Origin of the sequence: Micromonospora sp. NBC_01412, from assembly GCF_045040215.1 — a bacterium.
GTDB lineage: Bacteria > Actinomycetota > Actinomycetes > Mycobacteriales > Micromonosporaceae > Micromonospora > Micromonospora rubida.
The window spans coordinates 905218-921800 of sequence record NZ_CP109528.1; the positions used below are offsets into that span (position 1 = coordinate 905218).

Here is a 16583-nt window from a genome sequence, read left to right on the forward strand (position 1 = left end):
ACTACTTCTCGCCGACCGGCTGCTCAGGGAGCCGGGTCGGGGAGGCCACGTACTTGCCCACCCGGGTTACCAGCATGGCCATCTCGTACGCGATGAGGCCGACGTCGGCGTCCTCGGAGGCCAGCACCGCGAGGCAGGCGTTGCGACCGGCGGCTGTGACGAAGAGGAACGACGACTGCATCTCGATGATGGTCTGCTGGACCTGCCCGCCACCGAACCGCTTCCCCGCGCCCCGGGCCAGGCTCTGGATCCCGGCCGCCATCGCCGCGAGGTGCTCGCCGTCGTCCCGGCTCAGCTCCCGCGACGACGCCATCAGCAGGCCGTCTGTGGAGAGCGCGACAGCGTGTTCGGCCTGTTTCACCCGGCCGACCAGATCATCCAGCAACCACGTCAGGTCGGCACTCGATGCCGTCTTCTGCCCCACTCGTCGTCCTCTTCTTCCCGGCTGGTGTCGCCGTTGTCGTCTGGGACCTGCGGCGCGGTTTCGTCCGCGCCGCCCCTCAGGTGGCCTCGCGCCCACCGGCGTCGGTGCCGTCAGCGGGCTCCGCCTCACCGGTCTCGGCGGCACCGTCGAACAGCCGGGCCGCGTCGGTGCGGCCACGCCGGGTGCCGGTCTGGTAGGAGCTCATCATCTGGCGGACCTGCTCCGGTGGCCTGATCGCATCCTCGTCGTCGTCCACCTGCTGCTCGGACGGATCCTCCCGCAGCTCGGGCACGATGTTCGCCTGCCGGACCCGCACCGGCAGCCCGGAACCGGTTTGCTGCGCCGGCGACGCCGCCGGGGTCAGCCCGGTCGACAGGTCCGGGACGTCCGGGGCGTCCGGGGCCGGCGTGCCTGCCTCGTCCGCGACCGGCCGGGGCGCGGTCACCGGGAACCCACCCGGCACGGTCGGCGCGTCCAACGCCGACTGCCCGGCCGGGCGGCGCGGGCGTACCGGCAGCCCGGCGCCCTCCCCGGCCGGCGCGTCCGGGGCCCCCGGAGCCGTGCGCTGGCGCGCGCGGGTGGGCAGGGCCGCTCCGCCGTCGGCCCCGCCGGCCTCCGGTGCCGGCGGCGCGACTGGGGCCGTCACGGGCTCCGCCACCGCGACCGGCCCGGCCTGCCGGGCGGTCGGGTGGGCTGCCGGGCGGGCGGGCGGCGGGGCCAGGGCGACCGGCGCGGAGGTCCCCGGCAGGCCGGGGCGCTCCGGGGCGTCGGCGTCGCCGCCCGGGTCGGCGACCATGTCCGGCGGGATCAGCACGACAGCGGTGGTGCCGCCGTACGCCGACTCCTTGAGCTGCACCCGGACGCCGTGTCGCTCGGTGAGCCGGCTGACCACGTACAGCCCGAGCCGGGCTGCGTTGGCCAGGTTCAGCTCGGACCGGTCCACGATCCGGTCGTTCGCGGCGGCGAGGTCATCGTCGCTCATCCCGAGGCCCCGGTCCTCGATCTCCAGGACGAAGCCGTTGGCCACCATCTGGCCGCGCACCTCGACCGTGGTGTGCGGGGGCGAGAAGGACAGGCCGTTCTCGATCAGCTCGGCCAGCAGGTGGATGACGTCGCCGACGGCCCGGCCGGCCAGCGACACCGCCCCCAGCGGCAGCACGTTGACCCGGGTGTAGTCCTCCACCTCGGCGACCGCGCCGCGCACCACGTCGACCATCGGGACGTTGCGTCGCCAGGCCCGGCCCGGGGTGGAGCCGGAGAGCACGATCAGGTTCTCGGCGTTACGCCGCATCCGGGTGGCGAGGTGGTCGACCCGGAACAGGTCCTCCAGCTCCTCGGCGTCGTGCTCGCGCCGTTCCATCGCGTCGAGCAGGGTGAGCTGGCGGTGCACCAGGGCCTGGGTGCGCCGGGCCAGGCTGAGGAAGACCTCGCGGACGTTGCGGCGCAGCTCGGCCTGCTCGACGGCGGTGCGCAGCGCGGTCTCCTGGACCACGTTGAACGCCTTGCCCACCTGCCCGACCTCGTCGTCGCCGAACTCCAGCGGCGGCGCCTCTTTGGCGACGTCCACCTCCTCGCCGTGGCCCAGCCGCTCGACCACGCTGGGCAACTGGTCGTTGGCGAGCGTGAAGGCCGCCTCGCGCAGCCGCTCCAGCTGCCGCAGCAGCGCCTTGGCGGTGGTGATCGACACGATGATGGACGCCACGACGGCGAGCAGGCCCAGGCCGGTGGCGAGCACCAGTCGGATGACCACCATGACGGCGACCGGGGTGGCCCGATCCACGACGTCGTCGCCGCCTTCGACCACCACCTCGCTCCACCGGGCCAGCGCCGGCGCCACGGCCTCGTCCCACTCGGCGGCCTCGAACCCCAGTCGGGGGGCGCTGCCCCGGCCCTGGAGGGTGCTGTCCTCCAGGGCGCGCAGCTTCTCGAACGCCGTACCGCCGACCATGGCGGCGTAGCGCTGGCGGTCGGCGGCCGGCAGCCGGCTCACCGCGAGGTCGGCGGAGAACCGCTGCGCACCGATGATCTGGGCGACCTGGGCCCGCTCGACCTCGGTCACCCGGCCCGCCGCGAGCACGCCGGTGAGCAGGGCGTCCTCCTGGGAGAGCAGCTCGCGGGCGCGGTTGAGCTCGATCAGCGCGGTGGTGTCCTCGGCGACCTGCTCGTCGTCGAGGAGGCCCAGGGCCGTGTAGACGTCGAAGATGGACCGCACCACACTGCCGTACGCGGTGAAGGTCGACGACCGGTCCGCGCTGCGGTCGTCCACCTTGGCGCGGGCCTGCCCCAGCCGGGACAGCTGCCCGTAGGCCACGTCGAGCCGCTGTTCCAGCGTGTCGCTGGCGGCCACGGCGGTGCGCCAGTCGCCGGCCGACTCGCGGAACGCCACCGCCAACTCGTCGGTGCGCCGCCGCTCCGCGCCCAGCGTCTCCCGCCCCGCGTCGTCCGGTCGCCCGAGGTACGCCAGCGACGTCCGGCGTTCCCGCTGCAGCTGGAGCACCAGCGTCTCGCTCGGCTCGGACACCGACTCGTTGAGCGTCTGCACACCGAGGAGGTTGAACCCGTCCCGCACGGTCACCCACGCCGCGAAGGCCCAGAGCGCGACGAGCGACGCCAGCAGAGCGACGACTTTGGTACGGAGATTCGTACTGCGGGAACGCATCACACCGTCCTGGCCGGGTGTTCGAGGGGGATGCCGGAGCGCCCGTGGCCGGTACACCGTCGGCCACGGGCGCACGCTAGCAGTGTCCGATTGTTCACTCAAGCGGCACTGATCAACGGGGGCGTCCGGTTCGCGGGCCTCTCGGCGGTGCCGTCACCGGCCCCGGCGCGGACGAGATGGTGGGCGGCGACGACGGCGGCACGGACGATCACGGCCGGCCGGTACAGGTCCTTGTCGTGCCAGAGCGCGGGCTCCCCGTCGCGTCCGTCCATGGTGGCCAGGTAGCGCCGGGCACGCCCGAGCGCCGCCCCGACGCCGGCCGGCGCGGCCGGCCCGGCGGCGTGCAGGGCGTGTACGGCGTACGCGGTCTCCTCGACCGTGCCGCCCCAGCGCCCCCAGGAGCCGTCGGCGCGCTGCCCCGCCAGCACCCACCCGGCCGCCCGGGCCACCGAGCCCGGCACGGCCGCCCCCCGGCCGTAGCCGGCCAGGGCGAGCACCGCGCAGCTCGTGGCGTAGTACGGCGAGGCGTGCCAGCGGTCGGACCATCGCCCGTCGGGGTGCTGCCGCTCGACGAGCCAGCCGGTGAGCCGCCGCACCACCGCGGTGAGCCGGGCGTCGCCCGGTGCCCGGTGCCTCAGGTGCCAGCCGAACGCGTCGAGCACGTGGGCGTTGGTGGTGACCGAGGCCCCGTCCTCCCCCTGCCAGGTGCAGAAGTGCTCGCCGGTGTCGTACCCCCAGAGGCTGTCCGGGCCGACGGGGCGGCCGAGCCGGGCCAACGCGTACAGGGTCACCGCGGTGGTGTCGGCGTCGGCGGGCAGGCCGGGGGCGGTGGCGGTGCCGGCGGGACCGACCGTCGCCACCAGGCCGGCCAGCAGCCGGGGCGGGACCGGCAGCGCGATGCCGGCCCGGCTCATCGTGCTCAGCGCCCAGGCCCGCTCGAACACGGTGATCGGGGTGGCGCAGGGCACCGGCCCGCCCTGCTGACGGGCCACGTCCTCCAGGTAGGACACCGCCGCGGAGACCCCGGCCCCGGGGACGGGCACGCCGAGCCAGGCCGCGGTGGCCGCCGGCGAGGCGCCGACGGTGCCCGGCCCGACGGGGGCCACCTCGGCGGCGCGGTGGGCCGCCGGGCCGACGACCTCCAGGGCGTGCAGCAGCTTCTCCGGCAGCGGCCGGCCGGCGGTGAGCAGCGCGCGGACCCGGTCGAGCCGGGCGCTGTCCAGCCCCGACGGCAGCGGCAGCGCCCGCGCGTCGCGCCAGGCGGTCAGGCCGGGCAGCGGGTCGGCGCGCAGCGCGTCGAGGTGCGCGTTGAGCGAGTCGACCAGCGCCGGGACGGTCAGGTCGGTGGCCGGCAGGTCGGGCAGCTCGGGGCCGGCCGGGCCGGTGAGCCGGGTGTACAGGACGTGCAGGCCGCTGTCGACGGCGCGGGTCAGCCGCTCGGCGGCGCGCGCCTCGCGCAGCCAGGCGGCGTCGCCGCGACGCAGGGCGGTGAGCAGCGCCTCGGTGGCGCTCAACGTCGGCACCAGGGCGTACCCCTCCGGGCCGCCCCACGTCCCGTCCGGGCGCTGGGCGGCCAGCAGGTACGCGATCCGCTCGACGTGGTGGGTCAGCCACGGCGCGAGGCCGACCAGGCGGGCGGTCTCGTAGACCGACACGGAGGACTGCCCCGAGAAGGTGAGGGTCATCGCGGAGACCAGCTCGCGGGCGTCGGCCGCGGACTCCGGGTCCCGCCGGGGCGGGTGGGCGGTGCCGTCGCCGGTGGCCCGCAAGGGCCGGTGGGCGGTGCCGCCGGACCCACCGTCGTGACCGGTCCACGACCGGACGGCCGTCACCGTTCCCCCCAGAAGTCGGTCGACCGGTAGAAGCCGCTGCTGAAGCCGATCTGCCGGGACAGGTACGCCGCCTGCAACGGGCAGCCGCCGGCCAGCGGGGCGAGCAGCTCGGTGCACCGCTCGACCAGCTCGACGATGCGCTGGTCCACCTCGGCGCGGTCGGCGACGAGCAGCAGGGCGTTCAGGTCGCCCCACTGGAGGTCCCGCTCGTAGGTCGCCAGGTCGTTGACCAGCCGCAGCACCCGCTGAACCTCGTCGCTGACCGTGACCAGCCGGTCGAGCCGCCGGTGCGTCTCGGCGTCCCCCGTCCAGATCCAGTGCGCGACGTTGACCACCGTGCAGGCGAGGTTGTCGGCGTTGTCGAGGTACTCGGCGAAGCCGGGCAGCGGCGCGCCGTCGCGCTCCCGGGCGGTCTTCCAGTCCCACTCGCGGGCCATCGCGGTGACCGTCCGGCGTACCGCCGCGCGCCAGGCGTCGCCCAGTTCGGCGAAGGCCGGGACTCCGGCCAGCTCGTCGCGCAGCTCGGCGAGCAGCCGGCCGAGCGGGTCATCGGCGTCCGGGGTGGCGCCGTCGGCGACCGCCAGGGCGCCGGCCGCCACCCGGTCGACGTCCGCTCGGGACTTCGCCAGGTAGTCGATCTGCCAGTCCAGGGCGAACCCCCACAGCACCGCCCGGTTGGTCAGCCGCAGCTGCTCGGCGGTGCACCAGGGCGCCCCGAAGGCGATGGCCAGGGCGATGTTGCTGAACAGGGCGCCGTCGAAGGGCGGGCCGGTGAAGAGGTCGGGGTACCGGGCGGCCTGCCGTTGCAGGTCCCGCTGCCCCTTGGCGGCGAGTGCGCAGATCCGGCCCTGTTCGGCGGCGGCGGAAAGCTGGTCGGGCAACAGGATCGAGGGGCTGGCGGAGACGTTCATGCGACGCCCGCGGGGTGGGCCGGGCGCAGTTCCAGCTCCACGCGGTCCTTGGTGCGCAGCGCGGCGGCGAGTTGCATGGTGGGCAGGCGCAGGCTGGGTACTCGCAGCCGGTAGCGGCTCAGCACGTTGGCCACGATCAGTTGTGCCTCCAGATAGAACAGGTGCATCCCCAGGCACTGGTGCGGCCCGCCGCCGAAGGGGAAGAAGGCGTACCGGTGCCGGGCCCGGACCCGGTCCGGGGCGAACCGGTCCGGGTCGAAGACCTCGGGCCGCTCCCAGTACCGCTCCAGCCGCTGGGTGATCAACGGACTGACCAGCAGCGTCGCACCCTCCTCCAGCTCCACCCCGCCGAGGGAGACCGACCGGACCACCTGCCGGGGGGCCAGCCAGGCCACCGGGTAGAGCCGGATCAGCTCGTCCAGCACCATCCGGGTGTAGCGCAGCTGCGGCAGGTGTTCAGGGCCGACCCGGTCGCCGCCGACCACCTGGTCGATCTCCTCCTGGAGCCGGGCGGCGACCTCGGGCGAGCGCTCCAGGTGCGGCCAGAGCCAGGTCAGCACGTTGATGGTCGTCTCGGTGGTCACCGCGACCATCGCGACGGTGTCGTTGCGGACCTGCTGCTCGTCCAGTGGCCGCCCGTCGTCCGTGGTGCCCCGCCACAGGGTGGAGATGATGTCGTCGCCGTGCGCGGCGGTGGCCCGCGCCGACCGGACGATGGGCACCAGCACCTCGTCGATGCGCCGGACGGCGTCGCGGAAGGTCCGGTCGCCCGGCATGGGCAGCGACAGCGGGACGAACGGCACCAGCACCCGGGGGATGACCGAGGTGGCGATCGCGTCCTGGGCCTCGATGACGCGCAGCGCGTCGGAAACCGAGATGCGGTCGGCGAAGAACGCCTTCATGATCGCCCGGCAGACGATCCGGGCCTGTTCGGCGCCGATGTCCACCGGGCGGCCGGCCCGGGCCGGGGCGTCCATCTCGGCGACCGCGTCGGCGATCGTCTCGGCGATCCCGCCCATCATCGCCTCGACCCGTCTGGCCGTGAACAGGGGCTGGAGGATGCGCCGGCTGTCCGACCACGCCGGACCGTCGCTGAGGATGCCGTCGCCGAACAACCGGCGCAGCGGGCCCCAGAACGGCCCGTCGCCGGCGCGGCCGAAGTTCTCGGCCCGGTCGCCCAGCACCTGCTGCACGTGGGCCGGATCGGTCACCAGGTAGGGGCGGAACGAACCGAGGTTGAGCCGGACGACCTCGCCGGCGGCGCGCTCGCCGAACCCGAGCAGGGCCCGGACCGGGTCTCGTGCCAGGCCCGGCAGCACGTGCCACAGTGGAACGGATCTCGCTCGCCGGGCACGGTTCGGGGCGGTGTGTGGGGTTACCACGGCTGGTTGAGCTCCCCTTATCGCAGTGCGTCGCGGAGCGACTGTGCAAAGTCACGGTCTGCCCGAGCATGCCATTGAGCAGGGCAACTTCTCCATAGGCAAGGGAGAAAATTTCGCGGACAAAATTTGACGAGTCCACAAAAGACCTGACGTGGGCCTCCTACCAGCGCAGATCCCGCCGGCAGCGCCACTGGTCTGCGACCGGCCGGTAATCGAGCCAGGCGTTGAGGCCGAGCATCGCGTCGTTGCCGGCGTCGTTGACCGTCATCGCGTGGCGGAATCCGGCCGCCCTGGCCCCGGCCAGGGCGGCGTGCTTGACGAGCCGGGCCAGCCCGCACCCGCCGCTCCGGTCGCACCGCCAGGTTGACGAACCCCAACCCGGGCTCGGCGCTCTCGTGCAGCAGTCCGGTACGCGCCAGCCCGACCGGCACGCCGTCGACCTCGGCCACCAGAGCGCCGAACCGCTCGGCGGCCCGGACACCGCCGACCTGCCAGCGGATCAACTCAGGGGTGGCCACCAGATGCGGCTGGGTCGCCCGGAGCACCTCGACGGAGGCACCGGTGTCGGCGAACGGCCGTACGGTGAGCGTCATGGCGTGGCAACGTACCTCGGCCGCCCGCCCCGCGCGACAGCTTTCGGCCGGCCGGCGCGCGGGAGAAGCCGGGCACGCCCCCGGCCGCTGTGCCAGGCTCAGGGCATGGACGACAAGACCATCCTGAACCGGATCTCCGAGCTGGTCGACGAGGAGCACCGGCTCCGCTCGACGGCGCAGACCCGCGAGTCCGGCACCGAGGACGACCGGGACCGGCTGCGCGCGCTGGAGGAGTCCCTGGACCAGTGCTGGGACCTGCTGCGCCGGCGGCGGGCCGCCCGCGAGACCCACGGCGACCCCGACACCGCGGGGATGCGCCCCAGGCCGGAGGTGGAGCGGTACCTGCAGTAGTCGACGTCGGGGACGGACGGCGCCCCGCCCGTCCCCGGGGCCGACGGCCGGCTCAGGCGGCGAGCACCGTGGCGACGGCGGCGATCAGTCCGTCGACCGTGTACGTCGGGGCGAAGCGGCTGTCCGTCCAGGCCCGGCCCCGGTGCAGCCAGACGCTGGGCAGGCCCACCGCCGCCGCCCCGCCGATGTCCGCCTCCGGGCTGTCCCCCACCACCCACGCCCCGCTCAGCGGCATCCGGACCCGCTGGGCCGCCAGCGCGAAGATCCGCGGGTTGGGCTTGCTGACCCCGACCTCCTCGGAGATCACCCAGTCGGCGACGTACCGGTCCAGGCCGGTGCGGCGGATCATCGCGTCCTGCTGGCGTACGGCGCCGTTGCTGACCACCACCGGCATCCAGCCGGCCCCGTCGGCGATGCGCAGCGCGCAGGCCACCAGCGCGTCCAGCCGGCTGCTGGCCAACACCCCGTCGTGCAGCTCCTCCACCAGGTCGACCGAGGGGATGAGCAGCCCGTACCGGTCCCGGATCGCGTCCGCGACGTCCCAGCGGTCGGTCAGCCCGTCGGCGTCGACGGACAGCAGCCAGTCGATGTCGGTGGCCGGGGCGCCGACGCCGTCGAGGAAACGCTCGCCCCAGGCACGAAACGGGCCGGCCCGGTCGAGCAGGGTGTTGTCCAGATCCAGCAGGAGCAACGGCACTCGGGCACTTTAAGGCAGACGGGCCGCCGTCCGACAGGGTCAGCCCGCGGCGACCTCGGTCAGCTCAGCCTCGCAGCGCCGCGCGGGCCGCCCCGGGGTCGGCGGGACGGTCGGCCAGCATCGAGTGCGCCGCCCGGGTGTCCGCGAGCACGGCCGGGTCGAGGACGGCCACCAGCACGTCCTCGCCGGTGTCCGCGCCCCGGGCCAGCGGCTGGCCCTGCGGGTCGTAGACCGCCGCGCCGCCGTTGAACCGCCACGGGTCCACGCCGTCGACGGCGTTGGCGAACACGACGAACATGGTGTTGTCCAGGGCCCGGGCCGCGTAGTAGAGGTCCCTGCGGTGCGCGGAGCCCACGAGGTAGCCGCTCGGGCAGAGGTAGCCGTGCGCGCCGTCGGCCGCGGCGGCGCGACCGTGCTCGGGGAAGCAGCCGTCGTAACAGATGCCCAGGCCGAACCGCCAGTCCTCGACGAGCAGGGTCGCCCCACGCCGGCCGGGCTGGAACAGCGCTCGCTCGTCACCCCAGAGCTGCTGCTTGTCGTACGCCGCATGGACGACGCCGCCGCGGTCGACGACCAGGGCGGAGATGGTCCGCCGGCCGTCCGGGTGCCGGACGGCCGCCCCGACGACCACGACCGCCGCGCCGTCGCGGGCGGCGGCCCGCAGCGGGTCGAGCCGGGCGTCGTCCACCGTGCCGTCCCCGGCCGCCACGAGGTCGGTGCCGGCCGGGTCGGCGGCCAGCGTCGGCGGATGGTACGCGGGCAGGAACAGCTCCGGCAGCACCACCATCCGCGCGCCCTCGGAGACGGCCCGTCCGGTGAGCCGGGCGGCGGCGACGGCGTTGCCGGCGAGGTCCCCGGGCACCGAGTCGGCCTGGACGGCCGCCACGGTCAGCGGTGCGGCGGGGGTGGCGGGGGGTGTCATCGGGCGATCGTAGCCGGCAGCGGGCGGGGCGATCACCGCGCACGGCCCGCCGGCCCCGGTCGCCGCTGCGGGCGACGTTCCCGCCACCGCCTCCAAGCCGTACGTACGGTTTGCAGAGCGTCCGGGCACCTGACACGATCAGGCCGTGCCCAGAGTAAGTCAGGACCAGCTCGACGCCCGCCGGCAGGAGATTCTCACCGCAGCCCGGGCGTGTTTCGCCCGGCACGGGTACGAGGGCGCCACGGTGCGGCGGCTCGAGGAGGCCACCGGGCTCTCCCGGGGCGCCATCTTCCACCACTTCCGGGACAAGGACTCGCTCTTCCTGGCGGTCGCCGAGGACGACGCGGCGGCCATGGTGGAGACGGTCGCCCGCAACGGCCTGGTCCAGGTGATGCGGGACCTGCTGGCCCGGGCCGTCTCGCCCGACACCACCGGCTGGCTGGGCAGCCAGCTTGAGGTGTCCCGGCGGCTGCGCACCGACCCCGCGTTCGCCCGGCGCTGGGCCGAGCGCTCCGCCGCCATCGCCGAGGCCACCCGGGAGCGGCTGGCCCGCCAACTGGAGGCCGGCGTGCTCCGCGAGGACGTGCCGATCGACGTGCTGGCCCAGTTCCTCGAGCTCGCCTACGACGGCCTGGTGCTGCACCTGGCGATGGGGCGCCCGGCCGGCGACCTGGGCCCGGTGCTCGACCTGGTCGAGGAGGCCGTCCGCCGCCGCTGACCGGCACCCGCCCGGCCCGGTCTCGGTCCGATAACTGCGTCCTCGGCCGAGGCTGACCGTGGCGGGCCTGTTCCACAATGGGGTCGCGTTCCCCTCGCGCGACAGGAGAGCAGCATGACCGTCATCGCGGCGCCCGGCGACACCTGGGGCGTCTCCGGCCCCACCTTCCTCCGGATCTACCTGCTGGCGGCCCTAGTGGTCGTCGTCGGCTCGATCGTGCACCGGCGCCGGGTCCTCGCCGGCCCCCCGGCCGCCGACATCAGCCAGCTCACCCCCCAGCAGGTGGCCTTCCTCAACGGCGGCAACCAGCTCGCGATCTGGGCCTCGCTCGGCGGCCTGCGCGGCACCGGGATCGTCGGCGTCCAGCCCAACCGGCGGCTGGCGGTGGGCGGCCAGCTGCCGGTCGGGGCCACCCCGCTGGACCGGGCGGTCCACCACGCCGCCAGCCGCAACCTGTACGCCAGCGAGCTGGGCCGCGACGGGTGGGTGGTGCGGGCGCTCGAACAGCTGCGCGACGGCCTGCAGCGGCAGGGCCTGGCGCTGACGCAGGCGCAGCGGCTCTCCGCCCGGCGCGGGTCGTTCCTGCTGCTCTCGCTCGTGCTGCTCGGCGTTGTCCGGATCGTCGCCGGGCTGGCCAACGACCGCCCGGTCGGCTTCCTGATCCTCCTCCTGATCCCGCTGGCCGTCGCGGCCGCGCTGATCGCCCGGGTGCCCTGGCGGACCCGGGCCGCCGACGTCGCCCTGCGCGAGCTGCGCCGGCGCAACCTGCATCTCCTCCCCGCGTCCGCCCCGGCCTATTCCACCTACGGAGCGGCCGGCGCGGCGCTGGGCGTCGCCCTGTTCGGCACCGCCTCGCTCTGGGCGATGGACCCGGGCTTCGCCGAGCAGGCCGAGATCCAGCGACAGGCGCTCTCCCCCGGCGGCACCTCCAGTGGCGGCACCTCGTGCAGCGGCGGGGGGAGCTCGTGCGGCGGCGGCAGCTCCTGCGGCGGCGGAGGCGGGTGTGGAGGCGGCGGGTGCGGCGGATGACCGGCCCGGGAACCGCCACGACCGGCCCGGGTGCCTGGGTGGCCGGGGCGGGCCGGGACGCGGCCGGCGCGGGCGAGGCCGCCGGGGGCGGCCAGGGTCCCGCCGGGGTCGGCATCGGCTGGCGGCCGGAGATCGCCGGCTTCGTCGCCGAGCTGCCGGGGCTGCGGTTCGTCGAGGTGGTGGCGGAGGCCGTCGCCCCACAGGGGCCGCCGCCGGCCGGGCTCGCCGAGCTGGTCGAGCGCGGCGTCACCGTCGTACCGCACGGGGTGCGGCTCTCCCTCGGCGGCACGGAACCGGTCGACCCGGCCCGGGTCGCCCACCTGGCGCGGGTGGCCGAGCTGGTCGGGGCGCCGCTGGTCAGCGAGCACATCGCCTTCGTCCGGGCCGGCGGGCTGGAGGCCGGTCACCTGCTGCCGCTGCCGCGCAGCCGGGAGGCCGTCGCCGCGGTGGTGGCCAACGTCCGCCGGGCGCAGGCCGAGCTGCCGGTGCCGCTGGCGCTGGAGCCGATCGCGGCGCTGTTCGACTGGCCGGACGACGAGCTGGACGAGGCTGACTTCCTCACCGAGATCCTGGACGCCACGGGCGCGAGGCTGCTGCTGGACATCGCCAACGTGCACGCCAACTCCCGCAACCGGGGCACGGACCCGCTCGCCCTGCTGGACCGGCTGCCGCTGGACCGGGTCGCGTACGTGCACGTCGCCGGCGGCGCCGAGCAGGGCGGCTTCTACCATGACACGCACACCGACCCGGTGCCGCCGGTCGTGCTCGACCTGGTCGGCGCGCTGTGCGCCCGGCACCGCCCGCCGGCGCTGCTGCTGGAGCGCGACGGCCACTGGCCGCCCGCTCCGGAGCTGCGCGCCGAGCTGGACGCGATCGCCGCCGCCTCCGGGTACCCGGTGGTGACGTGAGCGACGACCGGGGCCACCCCGCTGCGCCCCACCGGCCCGGCGATCTGGCCGCCCGGCAGGCCGAGCTGGTGGCGACCCTGGTCGCGGGCGGACCGCTGCCGCCCGGGTTCGCCCCGGCACCGGTCGACGCCGCCCGCCGGGCCCTGCTGCGCAAGCGGGCCGGCGACGTGGCGCGGCACTGGCCGCTGCTCGCCGCCGGCCTCGGTGCGGCCTGGCCGGCGACGTTCGTCGGATGGGCGGCCGGCCGGCCCACCAACGGCTCGCTGCGCGACGGCTGGGACCTGGCCCGGGAGCTGCGCGAGCGGGGCGAGCTGCCGCCGCTGGGCGCCGAGGAGCTGGCCGCCCGGGAAGCGGCCAGCCGTTACGACGGCGCGGGGACGCCGCGCCGCCGCCGGCTGCCGTCCGTGGCCCACGCCGGCGGCGCCGTCGCGGTGCAGCTCGCCGGCCGGGTACGCCTGCTGCGCCCAGCCCGACGCTGACCGCCTCCCGCCTCGTACGGCAGGATCGGCCCCATGGATCTGGGACTCACCGACCGGGTGTACGTGCTGACCGGCGCCTCGCGCGGGCTGGGCTTCGCCACCGCCGAGTGTCTCGTCGCCGACGGGGCGCGGGTGGTCGTCTCCGCCCGGGCCCCCGAGCGGGTGGCCGAGGCGGTGCAGCGGCTCGGCGGCCCGGAGCGGGCCATCGGCCTGGCCGCCGACCTGGCCGACCCGGCCACCCCCGAGCGGCTGGTCGCCGCCGCCCGGGAACACTTCGGCCGGCTCGACGGCGCGCTCGTGTCGGTCGGGGGCCCACCCACGGGCACCGCGGCCGGGGCGACCGACGCGCAGTGGCGCGAGTCCTTCGAGACCGTCTTCCTCGGCACCGTCCGCACCGCCCGGACGGTCGCCGCCGGGCTGTCCGACGGCGGCGCGATCGCGCTGGTCCTGTCCAGCTCGGCACGCAGCCCGCTGGCCGGGCTGGGCATCTCCAACGGGCTGCGGCCGGGCCTCGCCGGGGTGGCCAAGGACATGGCCGACGAGTACGGCCCCCGGGGCGTGCGGGTCGTCGGCCTGCTCCCGGGGCGGATCATGACCGACCGGAACCGGGAGCTGCTCGCCGCCTCCGGGGACGCGGGGCGGGCCCGGGCCGAGGCCGAGGCCGGCATCCCACTGCGCCGCATCGGCGAGCCGGCGGAGTTCGGTCGGGTCGCCGCGTTCGTCCTCTCCCCCGCCGCCGGCTACCTGACCGGGATCACCCTTCCGGTCGACGGCGGCGCGCTGCGCGGCCTCTGATGCCCGCCCGCGCACCCGGACCCAACCGGGAGCCGACGCCGATCTCTCCGGCACCGGCCGGAGCGAAGCCGGCCTCCCCGGCCCCGACCGGACCGAAGCCGGCCGGAGCGAAGCCGGCCTCCCCGGCCCCGACCGGAGCGAAGCCGATCTCCCAGACGCCGACCAGGTCGGCCCCGGCCGGACCGAAGCCGGCCGGAGTGGCCCTGACCGGAGCGCAGCCGACCGGAGCGGCCCCGGCCGTGTCCGGCGGGGCGGACCGGGGGCGACGGCCGACGCGGGAGGAGCTGGCCGCCGCGGCGGACCGGACCATCCCCGACGTCATCGCGCCAGGGCTGACCGCGCTCTTCGTCGGGATCAACCCCGGGCTCTGGTCGGCGGCGACCGGCTGGCACTTCGCCCGGCCCGGCAACCGGTTCTGGCCGGCCCTGCACCGGGGCGGCTTCACGCCCCAGCAGCTGCACCCGAGTGAGCAGGACACGCTGCCCGGGTACGGGCTGGGCATCACCAACATGGTGGCCCGGGCCAGCGCCCGGGCCGACGAGCTGACCGCCGCCGAGCTGGTCGACGGGGCGGAGATCCTGGCCGACAAGGTGCGACGGCACCGGCCTGCCTGGGTGGCGGTGGTCGGGGTGACCGCGTACCGGATCGGGTTCGGTCGGCCGAAGGCGACCTTCGGGCCGCAGCCGGAGCTGCTCGGCGACGCCCGGCTGTGGGTGCTGCCCAACCCGAGCGGGCTGAACGCCCACTTCACGGCGGAGACCCTGGGCATGGCCTTCGGCGAGCTGCGCGCCGCGACCACCGCCTCTGCCTGACCGGGCCAGGCCAGGCCGGGCCGGCGGGTCCGAGCAGGACGCGCTGGCCCTGTCTGATCGGCCGGACCGGCCGGACAGGACGGGTCGGTCAGTTGGCGGCGGCGGGGGGCATCGCCTCGTCGGCGACGTAGTTGGCCATCGGCACGGTGATCACCGTCTCCCGCCCGGTCGCGTCCACGTACGGCGCGGGCGACTCGGCCAACGCGAACTGGGTGCGGTACAGCTCGGCGTAGAGCCCGCCGACGGCGACCAGCTCCTCGTGCCGGCCCCGCTCGACGATCCGCCCCTCGTCGAGGACCAGGATCTGGTCGGCGTCCCGGACGGTGGAGAACCGGTGCGCGATCACCAGTGCGGTACGCCCGGCCAGCGCCACCGACAGGGCCCGCTGCACCGCCGCCTCGCTCTCCGAGTCAAGGTGCGCGGTCGCCTCGTCGAGGATCACGATCGACGGGGCCTTGAGCAGCAGCCGGGCGATCGCGATGCGCTGCTTCTCGCCGCCGGAGAAGCGGTACCCCCGCTCGCCGACGGTGGTCTCCAGCCCGTCGGGCAGCGACCGGACCAGATCGGCGACCTGCGCCCCCGCGAGGGCAGCCCAGATCTCGTCGTCGGTGGCGCCCGGCCTGGCGTAGCGCAGGTTCTCGGCGATCGTCTCGTGGAACAGGTGGGAGTCCTGGGTGACCACGCCGATCTCGTCGCGCAGCGAGGCGAGCGTGGCGTCCCGGACGTCGACCCCGCCGACCAGCACCTGGCCGTCGCTGACGTCGTAGATCCGGGAGATCAGCATGGACAGGGTGGACTTGCCGGCGCCGGACGGGCCGACCAGGGCCACCATCTGGCCCGGCTCGACGGCGAACGAGACGCCCTTGAGCACCGGCTCGTTGACGGTGCGGTCCAGCGTGGTGACCTCCTCCAGGGAGGCCAGCGACACCTCGGCGGCGCTCGGGTAGCGGAACCGGACGTCGTGGAACTCGACCCGGCCGTTGCCGCGCGGCACCGCGACGGCATTCGACTTCTCCTCGATGCCGGGGCGCAGGTCGAGCACCTCGAAGACCCGGTCGAAGGAGACCAGCGCGCTCATCACGTCCACCCGGACGTTGGACAGCGCGGTCAGCGGGCCGTAGAGGCGGGTGAGCAGCAGCGCCATTGTCACCACCGTGCCGGCGCTGACGCTGCCGGCGACCGCGAGCCAGCCGCCGAGGCCGTAGGTGAGCGCCTGGGCCAGCGAGGCGACCAGCAACATCGCCACGAAGAACGTCCGGGAGTACATGGCGGACTGGATGCCGATGTCGCGGACCCGCTCGGCCCGGCCGGCGAACCGGCGCGCCTCCACGTCGGGCGAGCCGAACAGCTTGACCAGCAGCGCCCCGGCCACTCCGAACCGCTCGGTCATCGTGGCGCTCATCTTGGCGTTGAGGTCGTACGACTCGCGGGTGATGTCGGCCAGCCGCCGGCCGACCCGGCGGGCCGGGATGATGAAGATCGGCAGCAGGATCAGCGACAGCACGGTGATCTGCCAGGAGAGGGTCAGCATCACCGCGGCGGTGAGCACCAGCTGGATGACGTTGCTGACCACCCCGGAGAGGGTGGAGGTGAACGCCCGCTGGGCCCCCATCACGTCGTTGTTGAGCCGGCTGACCAACGCGCCGGTCTGGGTGCGGGTGAAGAACTGCAGCGGCATCCGCTGGACATGGTCGTAGACCCGGGTCCGCAGGTCGAGGATGATCCCCTCCCCGATCCGGGCCGAGTACCACCGCTGGGCCAGCGAGAAGAGCGCGTCGGCGACCGCCAGGGCGGCGATGACCAGGGCCAGCCGGACCACGGTCGGCCCGGCGTCCGGGCCACTGCGGCTGATCGCGTTGATCACGTCACCGGCGAGCACCGGGGTGGCGACGCCGATCACCGCGGCGATCACCACGGTGACCAGGAAGACGACCATGTCCCGCTGGTAGGGCCGGGCGAACTCGATGATCCGCCGGGCGGTGCCGCGCTTGAGCCGGTGGGCGGAGACCTCGTCCCGGTTGCGCATCGACCGAATCATGTTCCAGCCGCCCATGCCGCCATCAGACATCGC

Annotated in this window: 15 protein-coding genes; 7 read left to right on the forward strand and 8 right to left on the reverse strand. The window is 75.2% G+C overall.

The annotated features are described in order from the left end of the window. Nucleotide 1: 1 nt before the first annotated feature. From OG617_RS03805 to OG617_RS03825, 5 genes are all read right to left on the reverse strand, one after another. Entirely contained in the window at nt 2-424 is a 423-nt protein-coding gene (locus OG617_RS03805) for a roadblock/LC7 domain-containing protein (RefSeq protein WP_161689994.1), read from the reverse strand. Between the two features lie 76 nt (nt 425-500). Beyond that, a complete protein-coding gene (locus OG617_RS03810) occupies nt 501-3083 on the reverse strand; it encodes a nitrate- and nitrite sensing domain-containing protein (protein ID WP_405098702.1) in 2583 nt (860 codons plus the stop codon). Nucleotides 3084-3181: 98 nt separating this feature from the next. Continuing rightward, the gene (locus OG617_RS03815) at nt 3182-4852 is read right to left on the reverse strand and encodes a prenyltransferase/squalene oxidase repeat-containing protein (protein WP_405104095.1); all 1671 of its coding nucleotides are present in this window, start codon (nt 4850-4852) and stop codon (nt 3182-3184) included. Nucleotides 4853-4911: 59 nt separating this feature from the next. Beyond that, entirely contained in the window at nt 4912-5826 is a 915-nt protein-coding gene (locus OG617_RS03820; protein WP_405098704.1) for a terpene synthase family protein, read from the reverse strand. Continuing rightward, nucleotides 5823-7208: a cytochrome P450 gene (locus tag OG617_RS03825; RefSeq protein ID WP_405098706.1), complete on the reverse strand. Its 1386-nt coding sequence runs from the start codon at nt 7206-7208 to the stop codon at nt 5823-5825. The genes OG617_RS03820 and OG617_RS03825 overlap by 4 nt, the downstream gene beginning before the upstream one ends. A 698-nt stretch (nt 7209-7906) precedes the next feature. On the opposite strand from OG617_RS03825, the gene OG617_RS03830 reads away from it, so the two are divergent. After that, on the forward strand, nt 7907-8152 hold the full coding sequence (locus tag OG617_RS03830; RefSeq protein ID WP_396682077.1) for a DUF2630 family protein: 246 nt from the start codon (nt 7907-7909) through the stop codon (nt 8150-8152). A 52-nt stretch (nt 8153-8204) separates the two neighbouring features. On the opposite strand, the gene OG617_RS03835 is transcribed toward OG617_RS03830, so the two are convergent. Together OG617_RS03835 and OG617_RS03840 are read right to left on the reverse strand one after the other, a co-directional pair. Continuing rightward, on the reverse strand, nt 8205-8849 hold the full coding sequence (locus OG617_RS03835) for an HAD family hydrolase (protein ID WP_405098708.1): 645 nt from the start codon (nt 8847-8849) through the stop codon (nt 8205-8207). 64 nt (nt 8850-8913) lie between these two features. Further along, nucleotides 8914-9771 (reverse strand): carbon-nitrogen hydrolase family protein, encoded by an 858-nt coding sequence (locus tag OG617_RS03840; protein WP_405098710.1) that lies wholly within the window; start codon nt 9769-9771, stop codon nt 8914-8916. A 145-nt stretch (nt 9772-9916) separates the two neighbouring features. Between OG617_RS03840 and OG617_RS03845 the strand changes: the two genes are divergently transcribed. From OG617_RS03845 to mug, 6 genes are all read left to right on the forward strand, one after another. Further along, a complete protein-coding gene (locus OG617_RS03845; RefSeq protein ID WP_405098712.1) occupies nt 9917-10489 on the forward strand; it encodes a TetR/AcrR family transcriptional regulator in 573 nt (190 codons plus the stop codon). A gap of 114 nt (nt 10490-10603) precedes the next feature. Next, on the forward strand, nt 10604-11518 hold the full coding sequence (locus OG617_RS03850; protein ID WP_405098714.1) for a TIGR04222 domain-containing membrane protein: 915 nt from the start codon (nt 10604-10606) through the stop codon (nt 11516-11518). Beyond that, nucleotides 11515-12426, forward strand: coding sequence for a DUF692 domain-containing protein (locus OG617_RS03855; protein ID WP_405098716.1), 912 nt, complete (start codon nt 11515-11517; stop codon nt 12424-12426). The genes OG617_RS03850 and OG617_RS03855 overlap by 4 nt, the downstream gene beginning before the upstream one ends. Then, entirely contained in the window at nt 12423-12905 is a 483-nt protein-coding gene (locus OG617_RS03860; RefSeq protein ID WP_396682066.1) for a hypothetical protein, read from the forward strand. Before OG617_RS03855 ends, OG617_RS03860 begins: the two co-directional genes overlap by 4 nt. A 33-nt stretch (nt 12906-12938) precedes the next feature. Further along, nucleotides 12939-13700, forward strand: coding sequence for an SDR family oxidoreductase (locus tag OG617_RS03865; protein ID WP_405098719.1), 762 nt, complete (start codon nt 12939-12941; stop codon nt 13698-13700). Between the two features lie 203 nt (nt 13701-13903). Next, the gene (gene mug, locus OG617_RS03870) at nt 13904-14512 is read left to right on the forward strand and encodes a G/U mismatch-specific DNA glycosylase (RefSeq protein ID WP_405104096.1); all 609 of its coding nucleotides are present in this window, start codon (nt 13904-13906) and stop codon (nt 14510-14512) included. Nucleotides 14513-14600: 88 nt separating this feature from the next. Here the strand turns inward: mug and OG617_RS03875 are convergent, their stop codons facing one another. Beyond that, nucleotides 14601-16580 (reverse strand): ABC transporter ATP-binding protein, encoded by a 1980-nt coding sequence (locus tag OG617_RS03875; protein ID WP_405098721.1) that lies wholly within the window; start codon nt 16578-16580, stop codon nt 14601-14603. Between the last annotated feature and the right edge of the window lie 3 nt (nt 16581-16583).

What these genes read in the sequence shown, in the direction of transcription:
- OG617_RS03850 (WP_405098714.1), top strand. Translation starts at nt 10,604, where the DNA reads ATGACCGTCATCGCGGCGCCCGGCGACACCTGGGGCGTCTCCGGCCCC.
- OG617_RS03875 (WP_405098721.1), bottom strand. Translation starts at nt 16,580, where the DNA reads ATGTCTGATGGCGGCATGGGCGGCTGGAACATGATTCGGTCGATGCGC.
- OG617_RS03810 (WP_405098702.1), bottom strand. Translation starts at nt 3,083, where the DNA reads ATGCGTTCCCGCAGTACGAATCTCCGTACCAAAGTCGTCGCTCTGCTG.
- OG617_RS03840 (WP_405098710.1), bottom strand. Translation starts at nt 9,771, where the DNA reads ATGACACCCCCCGCCACCCCCGCCGCACCGCTGACCGTGGCGGCCGTC.
- OG617_RS03830 (WP_396682077.1), top strand. Translation starts at nt 7,907, where the DNA reads ATGGACGACAAGACCATCCTGAACCGGATCTCCGAGCTGGTCGACGAG.
- OG617_RS03855 (WP_405098716.1), top strand. Translation starts at nt 11,515, where the DNA reads ATGACCGGCCCGGGAACCGCCACGACCGGCCCGGGTGCCTGGGTGGCC.
- OG617_RS03820 (WP_405098704.1), bottom strand. Translation starts at nt 5,826, where the DNA reads ATGAACGTCTCCGCCAGCCCCTCGATCCTGTTGCCCGACCAGCTTTCC.
- OG617_RS03865 (WP_405098719.1), top strand. Translation starts at nt 12,939, where the DNA reads ATGGATCTGGGACTCACCGACCGGGTGTACGTGCTGACCGGCGCCTCG.